General features: G+C 66.2%; 21 protein-coding genes and 1 riboswitch. Of the genes, 13 read left to right on the forward strand and 8 right to left on the reverse strand.

From position 1 onward, the window contains the following. Positions 1 to 5 precede the first annotated feature (5 nt). Positions 6 to 1616 (reverse strand): carboxyl transferase domain-containing protein, encoded by a 1611-nt coding sequence (locus AC13GA_RS15915; RefSeq protein ID WP_482998516.1) that lies wholly within the window; start codon positions 1614 to 1616, stop codon positions 6 to 8. A 10-nt stretch (positions 1617 to 1626) separates the two neighbouring features. Continuing rightward, entirely contained in the window at positions 1627 to 2790 is a 1164-nt protein-coding gene (locus AC13GA_RS15920) for an isovaleryl-CoA dehydrogenase (protein WP_482998517.1), read from the reverse strand. A 160-nt stretch (positions 2791 to 2950) separates the two neighbouring features. Between AC13GA_RS15920 and AC13GA_RS15925 the strand changes: the two genes are divergently transcribed. The 3 genes from AC13GA_RS15925 (at position 2951) to AC13GA_RS15935 (ending at position 5913) form a co-directional block, all read left to right on the forward strand. Beyond that, positions 2951 to 3568 (forward strand): TetR/AcrR family transcriptional regulator, encoded by a 618-nt coding sequence (locus AC13GA_RS15925; protein WP_046984324.1) that lies wholly within the window; start codon positions 2951 to 2953, stop codon positions 3566 to 3568. 197 nt (positions 3569 to 3765) lie between these two features. Continuing rightward, a complete protein-coding gene (locus tag AC13GA_RS15930) occupies positions 3766 to 4284 on the forward strand; it encodes a c-type cytochrome (protein WP_135271957.1) in 519 nt (172 codons plus the stop codon). Positions 4285 to 4467: 183 nt separating this feature from the next. Further along, entirely contained in the window at positions 4468 to 5913 is a 1446-nt protein-coding gene (locus AC13GA_RS15935; RefSeq protein ID WP_482998518.1) for an ExeM/NucH family extracellular endonuclease, read from the forward strand. 301 nt (positions 5914 to 6214) lie between these two features. Here AC13GA_RS15935 and AC13GA_RS15940 read toward each other — a convergent pair whose 3' ends face one another. Next, complete coding sequence (locus AC13GA_RS15940) at positions 6215 to 7072, reverse strand: EamA family transporter (RefSeq protein WP_253079477.1); 858 nt, start codon at positions 7070 to 7072, stop codon at positions 6215 to 6217. 43 nt (positions 7073 to 7115) lie between these two features. Here AC13GA_RS15940 and AC13GA_RS15945 point away from each other — a divergent pair, with 43 nt between their 5' ends. Together AC13GA_RS15945 and zapE are read left to right on the forward strand one after the other, a co-directional pair. Then, the gene (locus AC13GA_RS15945; protein WP_253079478.1) at positions 7116 to 7787 is read left to right on the forward strand and encodes an alpha/beta hydrolase; all 672 of its coding nucleotides are present in this window, start codon (positions 7116 to 7118) and stop codon (positions 7785 to 7787) included. Next, the gene (gene zapE, locus AC13GA_RS15950; RefSeq protein ID WP_482998519.1) at positions 7784 to 8884 is read left to right on the forward strand and encodes a cell division protein ZapE; all 1101 of its coding nucleotides are present in this window, start codon (positions 7784 to 7786) and stop codon (positions 8882 to 8884) included. Before AC13GA_RS15945 ends, zapE begins: the two co-directional genes overlap by 4 nt. A 93-nt stretch (positions 8885 to 8977) precedes the next feature. Here the strand turns inward: zapE and AC13GA_RS15955 are convergent, their stop codons facing one another. Then, a complete protein-coding gene (locus AC13GA_RS15955) occupies positions 8978 to 9814 on the reverse strand; it encodes a DUF2884 family protein (protein WP_482998520.1) in 837 nt (278 codons plus the stop codon). 575 nt (positions 9815 to 10389) lie between these two features. On the opposite strand from AC13GA_RS15955, the gene AC13GA_RS15960 reads away from it, so the two are divergent. Continuing rightward, positions 10390 to 12801 (forward strand): ribonucleoside-diphosphate reductase subunit alpha, encoded by a 2412-nt coding sequence (locus tag AC13GA_RS15960; RefSeq protein ID WP_004136104.1) that lies wholly within the window; start codon positions 10390 to 10392, stop codon positions 12799 to 12801. 140 nt (positions 12802 to 12941) lie between these two features. Then, positions 12942 to 13961, forward strand: a complete 1020-nt coding sequence (locus AC13GA_RS15965; protein WP_012509755.1) for a ribonucleotide-diphosphate reductase subunit beta — start codon at positions 12942 to 12944, stop codon at positions 13959 to 13961. Positions 13962 to 14093: 132 nt separating this feature from the next. Here the strand turns inward: AC13GA_RS15965 and AC13GA_RS15970 are convergent, their stop codons facing one another. After that, a complete protein-coding gene (locus tag AC13GA_RS15970) occupies positions 14094 to 14729 on the reverse strand; it encodes a LysE family translocator (protein WP_253079592.1) in 636 nt (211 codons plus the stop codon). 152 nt (positions 14730 to 14881) lie between these two features. On the opposite strand from AC13GA_RS15970, the gene AC13GA_RS15975 reads away from it, so the two are divergent. The 5 genes from AC13GA_RS15975 (at position 14882) to AC13GA_RS15995 (ending at position 18900) form a co-directional block, all read left to right on the forward strand. After that, positions 14882 to 15283, forward strand: a complete 402-nt coding sequence (locus tag AC13GA_RS15975) for an acyl-CoA thioesterase (RefSeq protein WP_004153688.1) — start codon at positions 14882 to 14884, stop codon at positions 15281 to 15283. A 55-nt stretch (positions 15284 to 15338) separates the two neighbouring features. Beyond that, on the forward strand, positions 15339 to 16142 hold the full coding sequence (locus AC13GA_RS15980; RefSeq protein WP_482998521.1) for an NAD-dependent protein deacetylase: 804 nt from the start codon (positions 15339 to 15341) through the stop codon (positions 16140 to 16142). 107 nt (positions 16143 to 16249) lie between these two features. After that, positions 16250 to 17350, forward strand: coding sequence for an NADH:flavin oxidoreductase/NADH oxidase (locus tag AC13GA_RS15985; RefSeq protein ID WP_482998522.1), 1101 nt, complete (start codon positions 16250 to 16252; stop codon positions 17348 to 17350). A gap of 193 nt (positions 17351 to 17543) precedes the next feature. After that, a complete protein-coding gene (locus AC13GA_RS15990) occupies positions 17544 to 18044 on the forward strand; it encodes a hypothetical protein (RefSeq protein ID WP_101764733.1) in 501 nt (166 codons plus the stop codon). A 100-nt stretch (positions 18045 to 18144) separates the two neighbouring features. Continuing rightward, positions 18145 to 18900: a hypothetical protein gene (locus AC13GA_RS15995; RefSeq protein ID WP_136639098.1), complete on the forward strand. Its 756-nt coding sequence runs from the start codon at positions 18145 to 18147 to the stop codon at positions 18898 to 18900. Positions 18901 to 18926: 26 nt separating this feature from the next. Here the strand turns inward: AC13GA_RS15995 and AC13GA_RS16000 are convergent, their stop codons facing one another. Next, positions 18927 to 19838 carry a LysR family transcriptional regulator gene (locus tag AC13GA_RS16000; RefSeq protein ID WP_295379392.1) on the reverse strand — a complete coding sequence of 304 codons (912 nt, stop codon included), beginning with the start codon at positions 19836 to 19838 and terminating at the stop codon, positions 18927 to 18929. 114 nt (positions 19839 to 19952) lie between these two features. Between AC13GA_RS16000 and purU the strand changes: the two genes are divergently transcribed. Further along, positions 19953 to 20804, forward strand: a complete 852-nt coding sequence (purU, locus tag AC13GA_RS16005; protein ID WP_136639137.1) for a formyltetrahydrofolate deformylase — start codon at positions 19953 to 19955, stop codon at positions 20802 to 20804. 121 nt (positions 20805 to 20925) lie between these two features. Here the strand turns inward: purU and pncA are convergent, their stop codons facing one another. Beyond that, positions 20926 to 21552: a bifunctional nicotinamidase/pyrazinamidase gene (gene pncA / locus AC13GA_RS16010; RefSeq protein ID WP_482998523.1), complete on the reverse strand. Its 627-nt coding sequence runs from the start codon at positions 21550 to 21552 to the stop codon at positions 20926 to 20928. Positions 21553 to 21607: 55 nt separating this feature from the next. Then, complete coding sequence (locus AC13GA_RS16015) at positions 21608 to 22294, reverse strand: epoxyqueuosine reductase QueH (RefSeq protein ID WP_428709771.1); 687 nt, start codon at positions 22292 to 22294, stop codon at positions 21608 to 21610. Positions 22295 to 22455: 161 nt separating this feature from the next. Beyond that, positions 22456 to 22670: riboswitch (cobalamin riboswitch) on the reverse strand. Positions 22671 to 22676 lie beyond the last annotated feature (6 nt).

The raw sequence follows: 22676 nt of genomic DNA on the forward strand, positions 1-22676 counted from the left end.
ACGGGTTACATGCGGAACACGCCGAAGCGCGTCTGCTGCGGGGCGGCGTTGAGGCTGGCCGACAGCGCCAGGGCGAGCACGCGGCGGGTATCGACCGGATCGATCACACCGTCGTCCCACATGCGCGCGCTGGCGTAGTACGGGTGTCCCTGCTGCTCGAACTGGTCGCGGATCGGCGCCTTGAACGCATCTTCTTCCGCCGCCGGCCACTGGCCGCCCTTGGCTTCGATGCCATCGCGCTTGACCGTGGCCAGCACGCTGGCGGCCTGCTCGCCGCCCATCACGCCGATACGCGCGTTCGGCCACATCCACAGGAAGTTCGGCGAGTACGCACGGCCGCACATGCCGTAGTTGCCTGCACCGAACGAGCCACCGATCACCACGGTGAACTTGGGCACCTTGGCACAGGCCACGGCCATCACCAGCTTGGCGCCGTCCTTGGCGATACCGCCCTGTTCGTACTTGCGGCCGACCATGAAACCGGTGATGTTCTGCAGGAACACCAGCGGGATGTTGCGTTGGGTACACAGTTCGATGAAGTGCGCACCCTTCAGTGCCGACTCCGAGAACAGGATGCCGTTGTTGGCAATGATGCCGATCGGGTAACCGTTCAGATGCGCAAAGCCGGTGACCAGCGTGGCGCCGTAGCGTGGCTTGAACTCATCGAAGCGCGAGCCATCGACCAGCCGTGCGATCACTTCGCGCACGTCGTAGGGCTTGCGTGTGTCGGCCGGAATCACCCCGTACAGCTCGTGTGCCGGCAGCAGCGGCTCTTCCGTTGCCTGCACCGCCATCGCCGGTTCCGGCTTGCGCCAGTTGAGCTGGGCGATGATCGCGCGCACCCGCGCCAACGCCTGCAGATCGTTGTCGGCCATGTGGTCGGCCACACCGGAGATGCGGGTATGCACATCGGCGCCGCCCAGTTCCTCGGCCGTGACCACTTCACCTGTAGCCGCCTTCACCAGCGGCGGGCCGCCGAGGAAGATCGTGCCCTGTTCGCGCACGATCACGGTCTCGTCGCTCATTGCCGGTACGTAGGCACCGCCGGCGGTGCAGCTGCCCATCACGCAGGCGATCTGCGGGATGCCCTGCGCGGACAGGTTGGCCTGGTTGTAGAAGATGCGGCCGAAATGATCGCGGTCCGGGAACACCTCATCCTGCAGCGGCAGGAAGGCACCGCCGGAATCGACCAGGTAGATGCACGGCAGATGGTTCTGCTCGGCGATCTCCTGCGCGCGCAGGTGCTTTTTCACCGTCATCGGGTAGTAAGTACCGCCCTTGACCGTCGCATCGTTGGCCACGATCACGCATTCCACGCCGCTCACGCGGCCGATGCCGGCGACCACGCCCGCAGCAGGCACGGCATCGTCGTACATGCCATGCGCGGCCAGCGGCGCGATTTCCAGGAAGGCGCTGCCGGGGTCGAGCAGGGCGTCGATGCGGTCGCGCACCAGCAGCTTGCCGCGTGCGGTGTGCTTGGCGCGTGCGGCTTCGCTGCCACCCAGCGCCGTGCGGGTGAGGGTGGCGTGCAGGTCGTCAACCACGGCCTGCATGGCCGCGCGGTTGCTTTCAAACGTTTCGCTGCCCGGTTGCAGCTGGCTGTTGAGGACGGTCATCGCGGCGGCCTTACAGGGTGCGCTGGAACAGTTCGCGGCCGATCAGCATGCGGCGGATCTCCGAGGTGCCGGCGCCGATTTCATACAGCTTGGCGTCGCGCCACAGACGGCCGGTCGGGTACTCGTTGATGTAGCCGTTGCCGCCCAGGATCTGGATCGCCTGGCCGGTCAGCCAGGTGGCCTTTTCAGCGGCGTACAGAATGGCACCGGCGGCATCCTGGCGGGTGGTGCGGCCCTGGTCGCAGGCGCGCGCGACGGCGTACACATAGGCGCGACAAGCGCCCAGGCCCACGTACATGTCGGCGATCTTGGCCTGGATCAGCTGGAAGCTGCCGATCGCTTCACCGAACTGGTGGCGCTCATGCACGTACGGCATCACCACGTCCATGGCGGCGGCCATCAGGCCCAGCGGGCCACCGGACAACACAACGCGCTCGTAGTCCAGGCCGGACATCAGCACACGCACGCCGCCGCCAACCTGACCCAGCACATTCTCTTCCGGTACTTCGCAATCCTGGAACACCAGCTCGCAGGTGGGCGAGGAACGCATGCCCAGCTTGTCCAGCTTCTGCGCGGTGGAGAAACCCTTCATGCCCTTCTCGACCAGGAACGCGGTGATGCCCTTGGCGCCTGCGTCCATGTCGGTCTTGGCGTAGACCACCAGCACGTCGGCGTCCGGGCCGTTGGTGATCCACATCTTGTTGCCGTTGAGCACGTAGCGGTTACCGCGCTTGTCCGCGCGCAGCTTCATCGACACCACGTCCGAACCGGCGCCCGGCTCGCTCATCGCCAGCGCGCCGACCAGGGCGCCGCTGCACAGGCCGGGCAGGAAGCGCTGCTTCTGTTCTTCGTTGCCGTTCTTGCGCAGCTGGTTCACGCACAGATTGGAGTGCGCACCATAGGACAGGCCAATGCCGCCGGAGGCGCGTGAGATCTCTTCCATCGCCACCACGTGGGCCAGGTAACCCATGCCGGTGCCGCCGTATTCTTCTTCCACGGTCAGGCCCAGCAGGCCCTGTTCGCCCAGCTTCGGCCATAGTGCCAACGGGAACTGGTTGGTTGCGTCGGCTTCAGCCGCGAGCGGTGCAATCTCGGCAGCGGCAAAATGGGCCACGCTCTGGCGCAGCAGGTCGATCTCTTCGCCGAGATCGAAGTTCAGGGATGGCACGTGCATTGCGGTGGCTCCACGACGGGACTGCAGGGAATGGACGCACCCGGCGGGGAGCGGGCGGCGGTTTCAGGGACTGCCACCCGCACGGGCGATTGGGCCCCAGCGTAACGGGGTTCGGGAAAGAAGTGAATACAAATTCAACAATTGAATCTAGAATCAAAACATGGCCTACAAACGCTCTGCACTGATGGAAGAACGCCTGGCCGGGGTCCGTGAACGGATCCTGCTGGCGACCCGTGAACGGGTCGCCGCCGGTGGCTGGCGCAACGCCCCGGTGACCGCCGTGGCAACCCAGGCGGGGGTGTCCACCGGCCTGATCTACCGGCACTTCCCGTCCAAGGCCGAGCTGTTCGTGGAGGTGCTCAACGCCGCGGTGGCCCACGAAGTGGCGATCATGGAGCGCATCGCCAGCGGCCCGGAGGTGGCCAGCGAGCGCCTGCGGCTGGCGATCACCGCCTTCGTCCGCCGTGCCCTGGCCGGGCCTGGGCTGGCCCATGCCTTCATCGTCGAACCGGTCGATCCGGAGGTGGAAGCCGAGCGCATGCGCGGTCGCCGCGCCTTCGGCGACGTGTTCCTGCGGCTGGTGGAGGAGGGCGTGGCGGCCGGTGAACTGCCGGCGCAGGACGCGCATGTGGCCGCCGCCTGCCTGGTCGGCGCCTTCACCGAGGCGATGGTCGGCCCGACCGCGCCCAGCCGCGAAGCACACCGCGACGAAGACGCGCTGGTGGATGCGATCTGCAGCTTCTGCCTGCGCGCGATCGGCGCACCGGTAATTCGGTAGCGCCGGCCGCTGGCCGGCTTCTGCATGATCTATCCGGTGGGATGGAGATGCCGGCCAGCGGCCCGCACTACCGGGGCCGAATGCTGCGCCGCACCAGCAGTGACGCCTGTTGTCGCACGCAAAGCCCGTTCTATACTCGGTTCATCACGCAGTCGCTCAGCCGTGGTCCAACGACTATCAGCCAGGGGTAACGAAGAGTGCGGAATTACGATCTGGAGTTCCTGAAACGCTTCTCCATGGTGATCGCGCTGTTGATGGCCATCACCCTCGGCCTGATCCTGCTTGCCGCCTACATCCATACCCGGATTCCGCCCGAGGTGTCGCCCACCGCGGTCAAGCGTACCGAACAGCGCATTTCGCCCACCGGCGCGGTCTATGCCGGCAGCACCGGCGCCGCCGCGCAGGCCGCCGCCAAGGCTGCCGCACTGGCCAAGGCCGCCTCGCAGGTCGCCTACGGCGGCACCAAGGACGGCAAGGTGATCTTCGACAACCTGTGCACCGCCTGCCACACCACCGGCGTGGGCATGGCGCCGACGCTGGACCACTCGCACTGGGACAAGCGCATCGCACAGGGCAAGGACACCCTCTACAAGCACGCCATCGAGGGTTACACCGGCCCCGATGGCGGCATCATGCCGCCCAAGGGTGGCAACCCGGCGCTGACCGAGGAGCAGATCCACGCCACCGTGGACTGGATGCTGGGCAACCTGAAGTAACCGGTAGTGCCGGCCGCTGGCCGGCAACCACGCATTGCACGAAGGTCATGAGGTTGCCGGCCAGCGGCCGGCACTACCAGGCTTTGCCCACCAAGGCCTGATCGCTCATATGCCCCCGCTGCGCAGGCGGGGTTTCGCATTTCAGGGTTAGTCTGTGCGCCTCTTCCATGGAGTCGCCCGTCGATGCGCCGCCGTTCCCTCGTTCTTGCCTTGTCCCTGCTGCTGCCGGCCAGCGCCTTCGCCCAGGCCCAGCCGCAGGTCGCACCGGTCGTGTCACCCGCCGCCGCGCGCAACAGCGCCACCGTGGTGCTGACCGCCGCGCCGGCCGACTGGCGTGCACTGGATGGCCAGCACGTGCGCGTCGCCGCGCCACTGACCCTGGCCGGCACTGATGGCCTGGAGCGCTTTGGGCAGCTCACCGTGGCCTTCGATGGCCGCCTGTGGCAGCCGACCGAAGTGGCCGCGCCGGGTACCGCGGGCTACGAACAGGTGATGGCCGACAACCAGCGCCGCCGCCTGGTGCTGGACGACGGCAGCGATGCCCGCGACCCGGCCAGCGTGGCCTACCTGCCGGCCAACCCGGTGCTGCGTACCGGCATGCAGCTGCGCAATGTGGAAGGTGTCGTGCACGTGGATGCACAGGGCCGTCCGCGCCTGCAGGTCGAAGGCGTGCTGAAGCTGCCGGAGCTGAAGCGTCCGGCGGTGCCGACGGTGCCGGGCAGTCTGCACGTGGCGGCCTTCAACCTGGAGAATTTCTTCAATGGCGACGGCCAGGGCGGCGGCTTCCCGACCCTGCGTGGTGCGCGCACGCCGGATGAGCACAAGGCGCAGGTGGCCAAGCTGGTCACCACGGTCAATGCGCTGGGCGCCGATGTCGCTGCACTGATGGAGTTGGAGAACGACGGCTACGGCCCGCAGTCGGCCATCGCCGAACTGGTCGATGCGCTCAACCGCGATCGCGGCGCGCAGGGTGACTGGCGCTTCGTCGACGCCGGCAGCGGCCCCGGTGACAATCCGATCCGGGTCGGCATCATCTACCGCAGCACGCGCCTGCAGCCGGTCGGCAAGCCGGCCACGCTGACCGGCGGCCCGTTCGTCGAGCACAGCCGCGTGCCGTTGGCGCAGGCCTTCCAGGGCAAGCAGGGCGCGCCGTTCGTGGTGGTCGCCAACCACTTCAAATCGAAGGGCTGCCGCGATGCGAGCGGCGCCGACGCCGACCGCAACGACAACCAGGGCTGCTGGAACGCCACCCGCGTGACCTCGGCGCAGCAGCTGCACGCGTGGCTGCAGGCCGACCCGACCGGTACCGGTGCCAAGGACGCGGTGCTGCTGGGCGATTTCAATGCCTACGCGATGGAAGACCCGATCCGCACCCTGCATGACCTGGGCTGGCAGGATGCCTTCAAGGTGGCCAAGGTCGAGCATCCCTACAGCTACGTCTACAACGGCTATACCGGCCGCCTCGACCACGCCCTGCTGAATCCGGGCATGGCCAAGCGCCTGCGCGGTGCCGCCGAGTGGCACAGCAATGCCGACGAACAGGACGCCAGCGGCTACCAGGGCCGCAACGTGCAGGGCCCGTGGCGCAGCTCCGACCATGATCCGCTGCTGCTGGGTTTCGACAGATAAGGTTCGCCGGGGATCTGCTCTGGGAGGGACCTTGATCGGCACGGATGCTGCCGTTGCTTTTGATCTACCAGTCCGCCTTCAAGCGAGCCGAGCATCGCAGGTGAATCAGGGGCGAAGAGGCGCCGATGTCTGAGCGCAGCGAGTTCGGCGTCGTCCCCTGATTCACCGAGAAGCGCAGGGTACCGGTGCACAGCACCGGCTCGCGGCTGGGGGCGCGTTTCTTTTGGTTACTTTTCTTTTCGCGTGAAAAGAAAAGTGACATCCCACCGCGGGCGCGGAAATGGCCCGCCGCAACCAACGCTCACCCCCAGGCGATCAACCCGATCGCCAGCACCGCCAGTGCAAGGCCGGCGCGGTTCCACTTCGTGGTCGCTTCGCCGAAGGCGAACACACCCACCAGCGCGCCCAATACCACCACGCCGATGTTCATGCCGGCGAACACGGTGGCCGGGCTCTCCGGCATCGCCTGGTGCGCATGCACATAGAAAAGGATGTTGCCGCCGTTGAGCAGGCCCAGCAGCGCGCCCGCGCCGAGGTTGCGCCAGGCCAGCCGGCTGCGGCTACTGAAATGCCGCCATAGCTGCAACGCCAGCATCAGCACGAAGGCCACGCTGAAGCTGGCCAGCACCGCCGCCATCGAGGGTGTGCCGGACAGCGCCACCTGCTTGAGCAGCACGTCCACCACCGCGAACCCGGCCCAGACGCCCAGCAGCCAGCCCCAGCCACCGGGTGAGGACGCCACCGCCGGTCCGCGCGGGCGCAGGCTGATGGCCACCATCGCCAGCAGACCCAGGCCGAGACCGGCCAGCTTCCACGGCGTGGCGGTCTGGCCGAAGAACAGGAAGGCCGCCGCCAATGACAGCAGCAGCGACAGCCGCTGTGCCACGTCGCTGCGGACTATGCCGGCCACCGCCACCGCGCGGCCCAGCACCAGGAAGATCGACGGCAGCACCACCGCCAGCGCCAGCAGCGACAGCCATGGCGCGTGTGGTGCGCGCAGCGCATCCATCGGCGGCTGCAGCACCACGGCGGTGAGCGTTGCCGCCACCAGATAGTTCCAGGTGACCATCTGCGCAACATCCAGCTGGCGGCGGCTGGCCAGCTTCAACAACACCGAAACCAGCACACTGCAGATCACGGCCAAGGACAGGTAGAGCATGGGGCGGGCACAGGGCAGGGGCGGGGGACGCTATCATGGTGCCATGCACAAGCCCTCGTTCCCTGTCGCCGCTGGCGAAACTGCATGCCTGGTGCTGGATGGCCCGGTTGGTCCGCTGGAGGTGGTCGTCGACCTGCCCAAGGCCGATGTGCCGGCGCAGCCGATCGTGGCCATCATCTGCCATCCGCTGTCCACCGAAGGCGGCACCCTGCACAACAAGGTGGTCACCATGACCGCCACCACCCTGCGCGAGCTGGGCATCGCCACGGTGCGCTTCAACTTCCGCAGCGTCGGTGGTTCGACCGGTGAGTTCGATCACGGCGTGGGCGAGCAGGACGACCTGAAGGCGGTTGCCGCCTGGGTGCAGAGCCAGCGCCCCGACGACCGCCTGTGGCTGGCCGGTTTCAGCTTCGGCTCGTTCGTTTCGTTGAAGGCTGCTGCCGAGCTGCAGCCGGAAGCGCTGATCTCGATCGCGCCGCCGGCCGGCCGCTGGGATTTCGATGGCATCGCGCCCCCGGCGCGCTGGCTGGTGATACAGGGCGAGCAGGACGAGATCGTCGATCCGCAGGCCGTCTACCAGTGGCTGGACACGCTGGCGTTCCCGCATGAGCTGGTACGCATGCCGGAGACCAGCCACTTCTTCCACCGCAAGCTGATCGATCTGCGCGGCGCGTTGACCCACGGCGTCAAGCACTGGCTGGGCGCGGCGGCATGAGTGCAACCGAGTTGACCCCGTCGCAGCGGTACGCGGAAGGGGTTGCCCGTGGCGACTGGCAGAACGACCCGGCCCAGCACGCCGCGCTGGCCGAACTGGACCGCATCCACCTGGGCCTGCTGGACAGTGCCGAGGACGGCTGGCTGGACCGCCTGTCCTCGTTCTGGAAGAAGCCCGAGCCGGTCAAGGGCCTGTACTTCTGGGGCGGCGTCGGTCGTGGCAAGACCTTCCTGGTCGACCTGTTCTACGACGGCCTGCCGATCAAGCAGAAGTACCGCACCCATTTCCACCGTTTCATGCGCAGCGTCCACGAGCGCCTGCGTGAGCACCAGGGGCAGAGCGATCCTCTGGCGAAGATCGCCCAGGAGTGGCGCAGCAACCTGCGCGTGCTGGTGCTGGACGAATTCTTCGTCACCGACATCGGCGACGCCATGTTGCTGGCGCGGCTGCTGGAGCGGATGTTCGCCGAGGGCGTGACCCTGGTCACCACCTCCAACACGGCGGTGCAAAACCTGTACCTCAACGGCCTGCAGCGCGAGAGCTTCATGCCGGCCATCGGCTTGCTGCAGCGCTACTGCGTGGAGCTGTACGCCGAAGGCACCGAGGACTACCGCATGCGCGCGCTGACCCGTTCGCCGGTGTACCGCGCGCCGCTGGCCGCCGACAGTGACACCTGGCTGGCTACGCGCTGGGGCGAGTTGAGCGGTGGCCAGCCGGCCAAGGCGGGCAACATCGAAATCGAGAGCCGCAAGATTCCGGTGCGCGCGCGCGGCAAGAGCATTGCCTGGTTCGACTTCGCCGCCCTGTGCGAAGGCCCGCGCGGGCCGTCGGACTACATCGAGATCGCGCACGAGTTCAACACCGTGCTGCTGGGGGGCATTCCGGCCTTCGATCGCCTGAACGAGGATGCCGCGCGCCGCTTCGTCAACCTGATCGACGAGCTGTACGACCGCCACGTCAACCTGGTCTGCACCGCCAGCACTTCGCCGGTCGAGCTGTATTCCGGCACCCGCCTGCAGGGCGCGTTCGAGCGCACCGCCTCGCGCCTGATTGAAATGCAGAGCGCCGAATACCTGGGTACCCCGCACCGGGCGTGAGGGGTTCTGCGGGAGTGCGTTGCCGGCCAGCGGCCGGCACTACCACGCTAGGGTTCCGGTAGTGCCGGCCGCTGGCCGGCATACGCAGCGCAGTTATCGGGAGGGTGCCACGGCATTCCCACGTGGCTGCTCATCCGGCCCGGCCGAGACATGCAGCCCCGAGCCGGTGCCGTGCTCCACCCGTACGCTCGCGTCGCGCTGCAGCAGCCGTAGCGGCTGGCCCTGGTAGCGCACCTCCAGCGCATCGTGGGCCTCTGCCAGTGACCGCACCAGCGGGCATAGCGCCATGGCCTTGGCCTCCAGCTGCTGGCTGCGTGCCTCCATGCGGCGGTCCACTTCCGCATCGAGGCGGTCGGCGCGGCGCTCCATGGCGCCGGTGCGGCCGGTGAACACCTGCCACAACACGCTGCGGGTCATCGCCCCGGCCATCGTCTCGGCCATCTGCTCGATGTGCGCATCGAAGCCGTCGCCGAAGGCTTCCTGTTCCCAGTAGCCGCGGCCCAGGCTGGCGTCGATCCAGTCCTGCATCTCGCCGCGCATCGCACGCATCTGGCGATTGCGGGACTTGCCGGTGATGGCTTCGAAGGCGGCGTCCAACGCATCGAAGGTGACTGCGGAGACTTCGTGGGCCAGCGCCGTGGCCGCTGGCATCAGCTGGCGGGCACCGGCCTCCATCTGCCGCAGGCGGGCGGCGTCGGCGGTGCTGACCGTCACCATCCTGCCGTCCAAGCTCAGCTCGCCGTCGTGGAACACCACTTCATGCGGTGCCTGTGGGCCGTGCCGCAGCCAGATGCCGCCGCTGTCCACCAGCACGTCGTAGTCGGTATGGATGCCGCACTGGTCTGAACGCAGGTCCGGTCCTTCGGCGGCCAGTGCCGGGGCAATGAACAGGGCGGGCAGCAGGGCCAGGGCGGGCAGTGACAGGCGCATCGGAACATCCTTCTCCGGAACCGAAGGTCCCCAGCATCCGCTGCCAGCGCGAGGCCGTCACCGGCCGGAAGTCACCCGTCCACCGGATTCCCACCGGCTGCCCACCACCTATCCACAGGGTTGTCCCTAGCCAGTTTCATCACTGTCATGTGAAGCTGTCATCGTTCCGCTGGTGGGGCGCTGATTGCTACCGCCGTGACGTTTTTCGGGCTTGACTGCGCAGCCCGTTCCAGCAGGTTCAAAGCGTCCAAACCGGGCGCCGACGGCCCGATCCTTGCGGCGCAAGGGATTGCCGAATTTCACTACATTTGGCGTTGACGGACCCCCTGACCCCCACTATCTTGTGGCTGACGGCGTTGGGAACCCCAAGCCGCCGGGTCCATGGAATGGATCGCCGGACCCTCCGGTGATGCGCCCTCCACGCCCGAAGCGGCACCGGTCAGCACTACCAGCAGCAGCCATAGGCGCAGGTCTCAATTCCTGCGACGCCGGTCTGCAATGCTGGGGTGTCACGTCCCGGGCCGCGTCATCCGATGCACCGAGCCACCATCCATCACGCCAAGAGGACTCACGCCGTGACCACCGAATCCAGCGCCACCATCGAGAAGGAAAGCGAATTCCTGTTGACGTCGCCGCCGACGGCCAACGCGATGAGTGTGACCAAGCGCAATGGCACGACCGAGCTGGTGGATCTGAACAAGATCGTGCGCGCGGTGCAGCGTTCCTCCGAAGGCCTGCACGCCGTCGATCCGATGCGCGTGGCAACCCGCACCATTTCCGGCCTGTACAACGGCGCCACCACCCGCGAGCTGGACGAACTGTCCATCCGCACCGCCGCCCTGCTGATCGGTGAAGAGCCCGAGTACGGCCGCTTGGCCGCGCGCCTGCTGGCCAACTACATCGCCAAGGAAGTCTCGGGCCAGGAAATCTATGCCTTCTCGCAGTCGGTTGGTCGTGGCCACGAAGTGGGCCTGATCAACGACCGCCTGCTGAACTTCGTGCAGACCAACGCACGCAAGCTCAACGATGCGATCGACATGTCGCTGGACCTGAACTTCGATTACTTCGGCCTGCGTACCCTGTACGACCGTTACCTGCTGCGCCATCCGCACACCCGCAAGGTGATCGAGACCCCGCAGCAGTTCTTCCTGCGTATCGCCAGCGCGCTCAGCGAGGACGTGCCGGAGGCCCTGGCGCTGTACAAGCGCATGGGCAACCTGGACTACCTGCCGTCCAGCCCGACCCTGTTCAACTCCGGCACCACCCACGAGCAGCTGTCCTCGTGCTTCCTGCTGGATTCGCCGCAGGATTCGCTGGAGTCGATCTACTCCAAGTACGGCGATATCGCCCAGCTGTCCAAGTTCTCCGGCGGTATCGGCGTCAGCTACACCCGCGTGCGTTCGCGCGGCTCGCTGATCAAGTCCACCAACGGCCATTCCAACGGTATCGTGCCGTGGCTGAAGACCATGGATTCGTCGGTGGCTGCGGTGAACCAGGGCGGCAAGCGCAAGGGCGCGGCCTGCGTCTACCTGGAAACCTGGCACGCCGACGTCGAGGACTTCCTTGAACTGCGTGACAACACCGGCGACGAATCGCGCCGTGCGCACAACCTGAACCTGGCCAACTGGATCCCGGACCTGTTCATGAAGCGCGTCGAGGCCGACCAGGAATGGTCGCTGTTCGATCCGCGCGTGGTGCCGGAGTTCACCGACCTGTTCGGTGAAGCCTTCGAAGCCGCCTACCTGCAGGCCGAGGCACAGGGCAAGGCCAACCGCACCATCTCCGCGCGCAAGCTGTACTCGCGGATGATGCGCACCCTGGCCGAGACCGGCAACGGCTGGATGACCTTCAAGGACAAGTGCAACCGCGCCAGCAACCAGACCCTGCGCGCCGGCAACGTGATCCACCTGTCCAACCTGTGCACCGAAATCCTGGAAGTCACCTCGGCCGAAGAGACCGCGGTGTGCAACCTGGGTTCGATCAACCTGGGCAACCACTTCGACGGCAACGGCGAGTTCGATTTCGACAAGCTGGCCGACACCGTGCGACTGGCCGTGCGCCAGCTCGACCGCGTGATCGACCTGAACTTCTACCCGATCGAATCGGCGCGCCGTGGCAATCTGCGCTGGCGCCCGGTCGGCCTGGGCTGCATGGGCCTGCAGGACGTGTTCTTCCGCAAGCGCCTGCCGTTCGACGGCGCCGAAGCCCGCGCGCTGTCGAAGAAGATCGCCGAGACCATTTACTTCCACGCGCTGGAAACCTCGGTCGAACTGGCCCAGGAACGCGGCAAGCACCCGTCCTTCGCCGACACCCGTGCGGCCAGCGGCGAGCTGCAGTTCGATGCCTGGAACGTGGTGCCTGAAGACGCCGAGCGTTGGGATAGCCTGCGCGAGCGCATCAAGGAACATGGCCTGCGCAACTCGCTGATGATCGCCATCGCACCGACCGCGACCATCGCCTCGATTGCCGGCTGCTACGAGTGCGTTGAACCGCAGGTGTCCAACCTGTTCAAGCGCGAAACCCTGTCCGGTGACTTCCTGCAGGTCAACCGCTACCTGGTGAACGAGCTGAAGAAGCTGGGCCACTGGACCCCGGAAATGCGCGACGCGATCAAGCTGGCCGAAGGCTCGATCCAGGGCATCACGCAGATTCCGGAAACGCTGCGCCACGTCTACCGCACCGCGTGGGAACTGCCGATGCGTTCGCTGATCGACATGGCCGCCGACCGTGGCGCCTTCATCGACCAGTCCGCCTCGCTCAACCTGTTCATGGAAAGCCCGAACATCGGCGCGATGTCCTCCATGTACATGTACGCCTGGAAGCAGGGCATCAAGACCACCTACTACCTGCGTTCGCGTCCGGCCACCAAGATCGCCAAGACCACGGTCAGCCACGCCGCAGGCGCCGCCCCGGAGAAGGTGTTCAGCCCGGAAGAGGCCATCGCCTGCTCGCTGGAAAACCCGGAAGCCTGCGAAGCCTGCCAATAACATTGCATGGTGGGTGCCGACCGTTGGTCGGCACTCGAACACTTCGCACTTATAGAGCCGGGCCATGCTCGGCTGCTGGAATGACAAGGTAGCGCCGGGCCACGCCCGGCGTTTTGACCCGAGAAGACAAGGAAACACCCATGGCCGACAAGCCCAAGCAGATGCTGCTCGATCCCGGTTTTGAACTGACCCTGCGCCCCATGCGCTACCCGCAGTTCTATGACATGTACCGGAATGCGATCAAGAACACCTGGACGGTGGAAGAGATCAACTTCCAGATCGACATCAGCGACCTGCACAGCAAGATGTCGCCGGGCGAGCGTCACCTGATCCACCGCCTGGTTGCGTTCTTCGCCACCGGCGATTCGATCGTGTCCAACAACCTGGTGCTGAACCTGTACCAGCACTTGAACGCACCCGAAGCGCGCATGTACCTGTCGCGCCAGCTGTACGAAGAAGCGCTGCACGTGCAGTTCTACCTGACCCTGCTCGACAACTACCTGCCGGATCCGGACGAGCGCGTCAAAGCCTTCGCCGCGGTGGAGAACATCGACTCGATCAAGAAGAAGGCCGATTTCTGCTTCAAGTGGATCGACTCGATCCAGAACCTGAAGCGCATCGAGACCCGCGAAGAGCGTCGCCAGTTCCTGCTCAACCAGATCTGCTTCGCTGCGTGCATCGAAGGCCTGTTCTTCTTCGCCGCGTTCGCCTACGTCTACTACTTCCGTTCGCGCGGCCTGCTCAACGGCCTGGCTTCGGGCACCAACTGGGTGTTCCGCGACGAAAGCGCGCACATGGACTTCGCCTTCGAGTGCGTGGACGTGATCCGCGAGGAAGAGCCGGACCTGTTCGACGACAAGATGAAGCAGGATGTCTATGACATGCTGGCCGAAGCGATCGAGTGCGAAGTGCAGTTCGCCGAGGACGTGCTGTCCGGTGGCGTGGCGGGCATCTCCACCCGTGACATGCGCCAGTACCTGCAGCACTGCGCCGACAACCATTTCCATCGCCTGGGCATGGAGCGCAAGTACAACGTGCGCAACCCGCTGAGCTTCATGGAACTGCAGGACGTGCAGGAACTGACCAACTTCTTCGAACGCCGCGCCTCGGCCTACCAGGTGGGCGTGCAGGGCGAAGTCGCCTTCGACATGAACTTCTGATCGAACCGGTCAGGCCTGTCGCAACGAGAAACCCCGGCCAACGCCGGGGTTTTTTGTTTCTGTAGAGTCGAGCCATGCTCGACTGCTTTTCGCGAAGATCAGTCGAGCATGGCTCGACTCTACAAAAAGCTCTTACCTCCGCCCTTCCACCGCCATGCGCACCGCCAGCCCGGCCAGCACCGTGCCCATCAGCCAGCGTTGCACCACCTGCCAGGTCGGGCGCGCGGCGAGGAAGCCGGCAATGCTGCCCGCGGTCAGCGCGATGATGCCGTTCACGGTCACACTCACCGCGATCTGGGTGGAGCCCAGCACCACCGATTGCATCAACACGCTGCCTTCGCTGTCCGGGTGCAGGAACTGCGGCAGCAGCGACAGGTACATCACCGCCACCTTGGGGTTCAATAGATTGGTCAGGAAGCCCATCGTGAACAGCTTGCGCGGGCTGTCCTGCGGAAGCTCGCGTACCGCGAACGGCGAGCGGCCGCCGGGCTTGAGCGCCTGCCAGGCCAGGTACAGCAGGTACAGCGCGCCACCGATGCGCAGCGCGTCGTAGGCGAACGGTACGGTCATCAGCAGGGCGGTGATGCCCAGTGCCGCACACAGCATGTAGAACACGAAGCCCAGCGCCACCCCGCCCAGCGAGATCAGGCCTGCCACCGGCCCCTGGCAGATCGAGCGCGAGATCACGTAGATCATGTTCGGCCCGGGCGTGAGCACCATGGCCAGCGAGACCAGCGCAAAGGCCAGCAGGTCGGAAGTGGCGGGCATGGGCAGTCCTGGCAGTGGGCGTGGCGCAGTGTAGCGCCTGCAGCGGGCGCGGCCTGCGCAGGCGCCACTGCCGGATACCTGTTGCGCGCGGGTTCCGATGCCCGTCACGCCGGTCGCTTAGAATCCGCAGCACCCCACACCGAACTACCCCCATGACCCCGATCCCCGAGACCGTGCCGCCCACCGAAGTGCGCATGGCAGAAATTGTCTTCCCCAACCACACCAACCATCTCGGCACCCTGTTCGGTGGCCAGGCGCTGGCGTGGATGGACAAGGCCGCGTTCCTGGCCGCCGCTCGTTACTCGCGGCGCACCGTGGTGACCGCGCGCAGCGACCAGGTCGACTTCAAGCTGCCGATCCGCATCGGCCAGATGGTGGAAACCATCGGCCGCATCGTCGAAGTCGGCCGCAGCTCGATGAAGGTGGAGGTGGAACTGGTCGCCGAAGACCTGCACAGCGGCGAGCGCAAGCTGTGCACCCGCGGCCACTTCGTGATGATCGCGCTGGACGAGGAAGGCCATCCGATCGCGGTGCCGCCGCTGCCGGCAGCCTGATCCGCCGGCTGAACCTGCGCTTGCGGGGGCGCCGCCGCGCCCCCATCTGGCAGCCATGACCCCGCCACTGACCGACTTCATCGACCGCGCCCAGCGCCTGTTCGTACTGACCGGCGCTGGTTGCAGTACCGCTTCGGGCATTCCCGATTACCGGGATACCGATGGCCAGTGGAAACGCACGCCGCCGGTGACTTACCAGGCCTTCATGGGCGAGGCGGCCACCCGCCAGCGCTACTGGGCGCGCAGCCTGCTGGGTTGGCCGCGCTTCGGCCTGGCCCAGCCCAACGGCACCCACCAGGCCCTGGCCGCGCTGGAAGCGCGCGGCACGCTGCAGGTGCTGCTGACGCAGAATGTGGACGGCCTGCACCAGCGTGCCGGCAGCCACAACGTCATCGACCTGCACGGCCGTCTGGATCTGGTGCGCTGCATGGGCTGCGAGCGCCGCAGTGGCCGTGAGGAATTCCAACAGCACCTGCTGGACGCCAACCCCGGCTGGGACGCGCTGGAGGCCGGCATCGCCCCGGATGGCGACGCCGACCTGGAGACCGATTTCTCCACGTTTGTGGTGCCCGAGTGCCCGCACTGCAGCGGCGTGTTGAAGCCGGACGTGGTGTTCTTCGGCGAAAACGTGCCGCGTGAACGCGTGGCGGCGGTGCACGATCACCTGCAGCAGGCCGACGCGGTGCTGGTGGTGGGTTCCTCGCTGATGGTCTATTCCGGTTTCCGCTTCGTGCAGGCCGCAGCCAAGGCGGGGCTGCCGGTAGCCGCGCTGAACCGTGGCCGCACCCGCGCCGACGACCTGCTGCAGTTCAAGGACGAGCGCGACTGCGCCGAGGCGCTGGCCGGCTGGGTGCGCTGACCCAGCGTCTGCGCCTTCCCACGAAACAGCGATCCATCCAGACGGTTGATTCGCAGGCCGTGCGGCGGTGCAATACGCCCCCCCATCCGCTTCTCCCCCGCCTCGCCGTGACCCAGCTGTTTTCGCCGATCTCGTTCGGCCCCCTGACCCTGTCCAACCGCATCGTCATCGCGCCGATGTGCCAGTACTCCGCCGAAGACGGCCGCGCCAGCGACTGGCATGCCATGCACCTGGGCAACCTGGCGCAGTCCGGCGCCGGCCTGCTGATCCTGGAAGCCACCGCGGTCGAGCCGCGCGGCCGCATCAGCTGGGCCGACCTGGGCCTGTGGGACGATGGCACCGAGGCCGCGCTGGCGCAGGTGCTGGCCAGCGTTCGCCGCTGGTCGCCGATGCCGCTGGGCATCCAGTTGGGCCACGCCGGCCGCAAGGCCTCGGTGAAGCGTCCGTGGGACGGCGGTGGCCAGTTGCCGGCCGACGATGCGCGTGGCTGGGCCACGCTGGCACCGTCGCCACTTCCGTTCCATGCCACCGATCCGGCACCGCAGGAGCTGGACGAAGCCGGCATCGCCGAAGTCATCGCCGCCTTCGCCGCCAGTGCGGTGCGCGCCGAGCGCCTGGGCTTCGAGCTGATCGAGCTGCACGCCGCGCACGGTTACCTGCTGCACCAGTTCCTGTCGCCGCTGAGCAACCGCCGCACCGATGGCTACGGCGGCTCGCTGCCGAACCGCCTGCGCCTGCTGGTGGAAGTGTTCGACGCGGTGCGTGCGGTGGTGTCCGACAAGGTCGCCGTGGGCGTGCGCATCTCTGCCAGCGATTGGGTCGATGGCGGCTGGGACCTGGTGCAGAGCGAGGCGCTGGCCCAGGTGCTGGACGCGCGCGGCTGCAACTTCCTGCATGTCTCCAGCGGCGGCCTGGACGAGCGCCAGAAGATCAACGTCGGCCCGGGCTACCAGGTTCCGTTCGCGGCGGCGATCAAGGCCAAGGTGCGCATGCCGGTCATCGCGGTGGGCATGATCACCGAACCGGAGCAGGCCGAGTCGATCCTGCGCCATCGCCATGCCGATGCGGTAGCGCTGGCGCGCGGCATCCTCTACGACCCGCGCTGGCCGTGGCATGCCGCCGCCGCGCTGCGTGACAGTGTGGACGCGGCGCCGCAGTACCTGCGCTGCGAGCCGCGCGATGCACGCGGCGTGTTCAAGGCGCGCTGACGCAATCTGCGAGCGCATTGTGACGCTTCAGGATGCAGGGGATCTACGCGGCGGCGAGTTGCGGCATAGCCTGTCGCAACGAACTAGGAATGATTGCGGATACCACTTTATGTGAATGACACCTCATTGCGCTGGGTGCGGACATTGCAACGTTGAGCTGCACACACGGTTGTGCAGCCAATGGAGAAACGCAATGAAACCCATGATGCTGGTTGTTCTGCTCTCGGCTTTCTCACTGCCTCTATCAATGCCTGCCGTCGCAGGTGATGACGTGGCGAGTGTCACCGGGGCGGAGAATGTCTCGCTCATGCACGCCCCTGTGAACTCGCGGGGGCGGCTTGATCTTCACATGATCGAGCTCTCTCCCGAATCCCCACTGATGTTGCTTTCACCCCTTGCGCGCAAGCAGTTTGTCGATTCGCTGGTGTTTGGAGATCGGGGACTGGCCAGCTTCAGCTACGAGCCCATCGTCTCCGAACTGAGTGCAGGTGAAGCCTATCGGCTCCTGTCACTCTTCGGGGCACAGCGCGCAATTGTGCACATCCCGGGATTGCGGCAGGAGTCGGAAGCGGATCATGTGGTCGTGCAGTCGGCCAATCCAAACCCGGTATTCGAAGATTATCCGGGCTACGCCTGTTCAGGGCGTGCGACCTGTTCAACCTCCATGAGCAGCATCTGCATGTCGAGTTGCTGATCGCATGATTGGTCGCATGCTGCTTTGGTGTTTGCTGCTGCCCACAAGTACGTGGGCAGCAACTCCAGTAGACGCTCAACTGCGTGAAATGGACCGGGAGATGTTGGCCGCTGGCGCTTCAGACCGAGTCGAGAAGCTGGTGGATGGCTATTCGTCATGGGAGTCTTCCAGACCATCAGGGGATGGTTGCGGCAGTCTGAGCGATCTGGACCTTGAGGCCGCGTTCCGCGCCAGCTTCTACATCTCAATGTACGTTGGAGACGAGAAATGGCTTGGCAAGGTCCGATGCATTCATGCGGAACTGGGGCGGAGAGGTATTGCCACAGAGACAACGCACCGGAAAATGCACGCGGTTCTGGTGCAGGTTCGACATTTTGCTGAGGCCAATGAGCTGCGTGAGATGGCGTCATTGCGTGTAGATGAACTTCCCGAGATAGAGCGGAACGCGCCTGGCCAGCAGGGCGTTCTCCACCCTCTTGCGAGTGGAAAGCTGGAATGGCGGGGGTGGACGTACAGGGAGGGATTGGAGGTGGTCGCCTATGTCAGTCCGGCATGCGCTCCCTCGCGACGCGCGATGCACGTGATCATGAACGAACCAGAATGGACATGGATTCGATCCAGCGTGCGCTTTGTCGTGCGTCGATCTCCTGCATGGCCGCAGCCGGGTGTCAGCGAGTGGAACAGAAGCAATCCCTCTCATCCCATGTTGCTCCAAGCGGGGCCCGCGGGCTGGAAAGAACTGGATGTCCATGAAACTCCGGTATTCCATGTTTTCAGGAATGGGCTGCGCCTGCGCACCCTGACAGGATGGGCAGAGGCCAGTGCTCACCTGATGAGCCTGAAGGAGAGTTTCTGACCGCGAAGGCCCTCCGCTCTTCCCCGTCACACCCGCCAGGCCGGCGCGATGCCAGCCTGCAGGTGCTCGAACAGCGCGCGGATCTTGGCGGTGAAGTCGCGACGGTCGCTGACGCAGAAATAGACTTCCATCGGCTCCGGTCGCCACGCGGTATCGGCGCCGAACACCGCCTGCAGGCGGCCATCGCGCAGGTACGGCTCGGCCACGAACGCAGCCAGCCGGGTGATGCCGGCACCGGCCGCCGCCAGCGTCGCCAACGCGTCGATGTCATCGCAGACCATGCTCGGCGGCAGCGCGGTGTCCGCGCGCTGGCCATCCTTCAGCAGGCCCCAGCGCAGCGGCCGGCCGTCGGTGGGAAAGCGGTGCAGCAGACCGCGATGGCCGCTCAGGTCGGAGGGTAGCTGCGGCGTGCCATGTGCCTTCAGATAGGCCGGTGAGGCACAGAACACGAAGGGCACGCGCGCCAGTTGCCGCGCGACCACGCCGTCCTCCAGCTGCGCACCGATGCGGATGCTGGCATCCACCGCCTCCGGACCATGCTGCACGGCGCGGTCGGTCAGCCGCAGCTCCAGCTGCAGCTGCGGGTAGCGCTGCTGCAGCGAAGGCAGCAACGGCGCAAGCACGTGGCGACCGAACGCGCTGCTGCTGGCGATGCGCAGCGGTCCGGCCGGTTCGATGTCACCGGAGGTGACCATCGCCTGCGCGCGTGCCAGGTCGGCTTCGATGTGGCGCACCTGCGCCAGGTACAGCGCGCCGGCCTCGCTGAGGGCCAGCTGGCGCGTACTTCGGTTCAGCAACCGTACGCCCAGATGCGCCTCCAGCCGGTTGATGTTCTGGCCGACTGCGGTGGCGCTGATGCCAAGGATGCGGGCCGCAGCGGCAATGCTGCCGGTCTCTGCGGTGCGGGTGAAGCTGCGGATCAGTTGCAACAGGTTCATGACCGACCAGCTTGCCATGGAGAAACCCAAGTATCGCTTGGGACTGAACCAAGCAGGTCGGTTGCATCGGTGACCATCGATCCGGCAGGCATGTCGCTGCCCTACACTCGGAAGATGCGCCCCGATTCCATCCTCACCCTGTCCTGCCCCGACCGTACCGGCATCGTCTACCGCGTGTCCGGCCTGTTGTTCGACCACGGCTGCAACATCCTCGACGCCCAGCAGTTCGGCGACGAGGAAAGCGGCCGCTTCTTCCTGCGCGTGCACTTCGACCGCGATGCCAGCCTGCCGTTGGAGACCGTACACGCCGCCATGGCTACGCTCGCCGCCGGCTTCGGCATGGACTGGCAACTGCACGATGGCCGACGCCGCGCACGATTGCTGGTGCTGGTCAGCAAGCAGGGGCACTGCCTCAACGACCTGCTGTTCCGCGCCCACAGCGGCCAGCTGAAGGTCGACATCGCGGCGGTGGCGTCCAACCATGCCGACTTCGCAGCGCTGGCCGCGTCCTACCAGGTGCCGTTCCATCACCTGCCGGTGACCGCCGATACGCGTGCGGTGCAGGAGCAGCAGATCATCGACCTGGTCGAACGCGAGCGCATCGACCTGGTAGTGCTGGCGCGCTACATGCAGATCCTGTCACCCACGCTGTGCCGCGCCCTGGCCGGTCGTGCGATCAACATCCACCACAGCTTCCTGCCCAGCTTCAAGGGTGCGCAGCCGTACCACCAGGCGCACGCGCGCGGCGTCAAGATCATCGGCGCCACCGCGCACTACGTCACCGAGGATCTGGACGAAGGCCCGATCATCGAACAGGACGTGGCCCGCGTGGACCACGCGATGGCACCGCGCGAACTGGTGCGGCTGGGCAGCGATACCGAATCGCTGGTGCTGGCACGCGCCGTGCGCCGGCATGTGGAGCACCGCATCCTGCTCAACGGGCACCGCACGGTGGTGTTCAGGTAGATCCGACAAGAATGCCTGCACATGCGGGCTCCGGTAGTGCCGGCCGCTGGCCGGCAGCCACGGAACCTGTGCAGATGCCGGCCAGCGGCCGGCACTACCGTCGGTCCCTTCCGGGTCGAAACTACAGAATCGCGATCCCCGCCTTGCCCAGCGCCTCGCGCACCATCGCGTCGTTGGCTTCGGTCACCGGCTTGGTCAGCTCCCACAGGAATTTCACCCGGAAGCCGGACTTCACCGCGTCCTGCGCGCTCCACAGCACGCAGTAGTCGCGGGCCAGGCCGCACACGTGCACCTCGCGGATGCCACGCTCGTGCAGCCAACCGGCCAGGCCGGTGGCGGGACGAGTACCGTCGGGCCCGTGGTTCTCGCGGAAGGCACTGTACGAATCCACTTGCTGGCGGGTGCCCTTGCGCAGGATAAGGTCGGCCACGGTCCAGTCCACATCCGGGTGCAAGGCGGCACCCGCGCTGCCCTGCACGCAGTGGTCCGGCCACAGGGTCTGCGGCTGCGCGTGCAGCAGGATGGATTCGAACGGGCGCTGGCCGGGATGCTGGCTGGCAAACGAGGCATGGTCGGCCGGGTGCCAGTCCTGTGTCGCCACCACGGTGCCGTAGCGGCGCTGCGCCAGCAGATCAGCAATCGGTGCCACCAGCGCATCGCCCTGATCGCAGGCCAGCGCACCGCCGGGCATGAAGTCCGGCTGCAGGTCGATCACCAGCAGGGCGACATCGGCGGGCAGGGCGGTCATGGCAGTTCCGGTACAACAGAAGGGGCGACCAGCGTGGCCGCCCCATGCCCACACGTCAATCGCCCTGCGGCGTCTCAGCGTCCTGCCCGTAGTACAGCAGGCCGATCTTGATCCGTTCGCGGCCGTTCTCGCGGCGGTGGCGGTTGGCATCGCGCAGCGAGTACACGCAGCCGCAGTATTCCTGCTGGTAGAACTGCTCGCGCTTGCTGATCTCTACCATGCGGCTGGCGCCGCCGCCCTTGCGCCAGTTGTAATCCCAGTACTGCAGGCCTTCATAGCGGGATGCAGCGCGGATGCCACAGTCGTTGATCTGCGTCATGTTCTTCCAGCGCGAAATGCCCAGCGACGAACTGATGGTGTCGTAGCCGTGCTCGTGCGCATACAGCGCGGTGCGCTCGAAACGCATGTCGAAGCACATCGTGCAGCGGATACCACGCTCGGGCTCGTTCTCCATGCCGCGTGCACGACTGAACCAGTTGTCCGTGTCGTAGTCGCAGTCGATGAATGGAATGTTGTGCTGTTCGGCGAAGCGGATGTTTTCCTGCTTTCGCAGTTCGTATTCCTTCACCGGATGGATGTTGGGGTTGTAGAAGAAGATCGCGTAGTCGATCCCGGAGGCGGTGATCGCCTCCATTACTTCGCCCGAACAGGGCGCGCAGCACGAATGCAGCAGCAGGCGCTTGCCGTCGGCGGGCAGGGTCAGGGTGGGGCGTTGGAGCTCAGTCATCGTCAGGTACCGCATGGACCGCCGGCAACGGCGGTGGCCCATGCATCAGCGCGTGGGTGAACAGGTCTGGCCGGATACCGTGAAAAGGACGCGCGCGGCGGCATCGCCTGCACGCGCAGGACGACGACGGCCCCGGCAACCTCCCCGCGGAGATTCCAGGTCGAGTCAGGGGACGGTCGTGTCCCCTGGCCGGGGCCGGTATTCGGGCTGATGGACACGGGCCGCAGCCCACCTACTACCTGCCGCTTCCCAGGCGCGAGCCCAGTGCTGTTGGCAGGATTCGTTTCCATTCACCGCTGCGGGGCAGCTCCGGAATGGGCGCGCAAGGCGCCTTCACCGGATTCCCGTTTAAATCCCTGCCGCCATCAACGCCACGGCAGGGATACCTTCGGCATGC

It is taken from the genome of Stenotrophomonas sp. 22DLJC03, from assembly GCF_056861405.1.

Excerpts from the sequence above, each read along its gene's own strand:
- AC13GA_RS15915 (WP_482998516.1), bottom strand. The coding sequence starts at position 1,616 with ATGACCGTCCTCAACAGCCAGCTGCAACCGGGCAGCGAAACGTTTGAA.
- AC13GA_RS15920 (WP_482998517.1), bottom strand. The coding sequence starts at position 2,790 with ATGCACGTGCCATCCCTGAACTTCGATCTCGGCGAAGAGATCGACCTG.
- AC13GA_RS15925 (WP_046984324.1), top strand. The coding sequence starts at position 2,951 with ATGGCCTACAAACGCTCTGCACTGATGGAAGAACGCCTGGCCGGGGTC.
- AC13GA_RS15935 (WP_482998518.1), top strand. The coding sequence starts at position 4,468 with ATGCGCCGCCGTTCCCTCGTTCTTGCCTTGTCCCTGCTGCTGCCGGCC.
- AC13GA_RS15940 (WP_253079477.1), bottom strand. The coding sequence starts at position 7,072 with ATGCTCTACCTGTCCTTGGCCGTGATCTGCAGTGTGCTGGTTTCGGTG.
- AC13GA_RS15945 (WP_253079478.1), top strand. The coding sequence starts at position 7,116 with ATGCACAAGCCCTCGTTCCCTGTCGCCGCTGGCGAAACTGCATGCCTG.
- zapE (WP_482998519.1), top strand. The coding sequence starts at position 7,784 with ATGAGTGCAACCGAGTTGACCCCGTCGCAGCGGTACGCGGAAGGGGTT.
- AC13GA_RS15955 (WP_482998520.1), bottom strand. The coding sequence starts at position 9,814 with ATGCGCCTGTCACTGCCCGCCCTGGCCCTGCTGCCCGCCCTGTTCATT.
- AC13GA_RS15965 (WP_012509755.1), top strand. The coding sequence starts at position 12,942 with ATGGCCGACAAGCCCAAGCAGATGCTGCTCGATCCCGGTTTTGAACTG.
- AC13GA_RS15970 (WP_253079592.1), bottom strand. The coding sequence starts at position 14,729 with ATGCCCGCCACTTCCGACCTGCTGGCCTTTGCGCTGGTCTCGCTGGCC.
- AC13GA_RS15975 (WP_004153688.1), top strand. The coding sequence starts at position 14,882 with ATGACCCCGATCCCCGAGACCGTGCCGCCCACCGAAGTGCGCATGGCA.
- AC13GA_RS15980 (WP_482998521.1), top strand. The coding sequence starts at position 15,339 with ATGACCCCGCCACTGACCGACTTCATCGACCGCGCCCAGCGCCTGTTC.
- AC13GA_RS15990 (WP_101764733.1), top strand. The coding sequence starts at position 17,544 with ATGAAACCCATGATGCTGGTTGTTCTGCTCTCGGCTTTCTCACTGCCT.
- AC13GA_RS15995 (WP_136639098.1), top strand. The coding sequence starts at position 18,145 with ATGTTGGCCGCTGGCGCTTCAGACCGAGTCGAGAAGCTGGTGGATGGC.
- AC13GA_RS16000 (WP_295379392.1), bottom strand. The coding sequence starts at position 19,838 with ATGAACCTGTTGCAACTGATCCGCAGCTTCACCCGCACCGCAGAGACC.
- purU (WP_136639137.1), top strand. The coding sequence starts at position 19,953 with ATGCGCCCCGATTCCATCCTCACCCTGTCCTGCCCCGACCGTACCGGC.
- pncA (WP_482998523.1), bottom strand. The coding sequence starts at position 21,552 with ATGACCGCCCTGCCCGCCGATGTCGCCCTGCTGGTGATCGACCTGCAG.
- AC13GA_RS16015 (WP_428709771.1), bottom strand. The coding sequence starts at position 22,294 with ATGCGGTACCTGACGATGACTGAGCTCCAACGCCCCACCCTGACCCTG.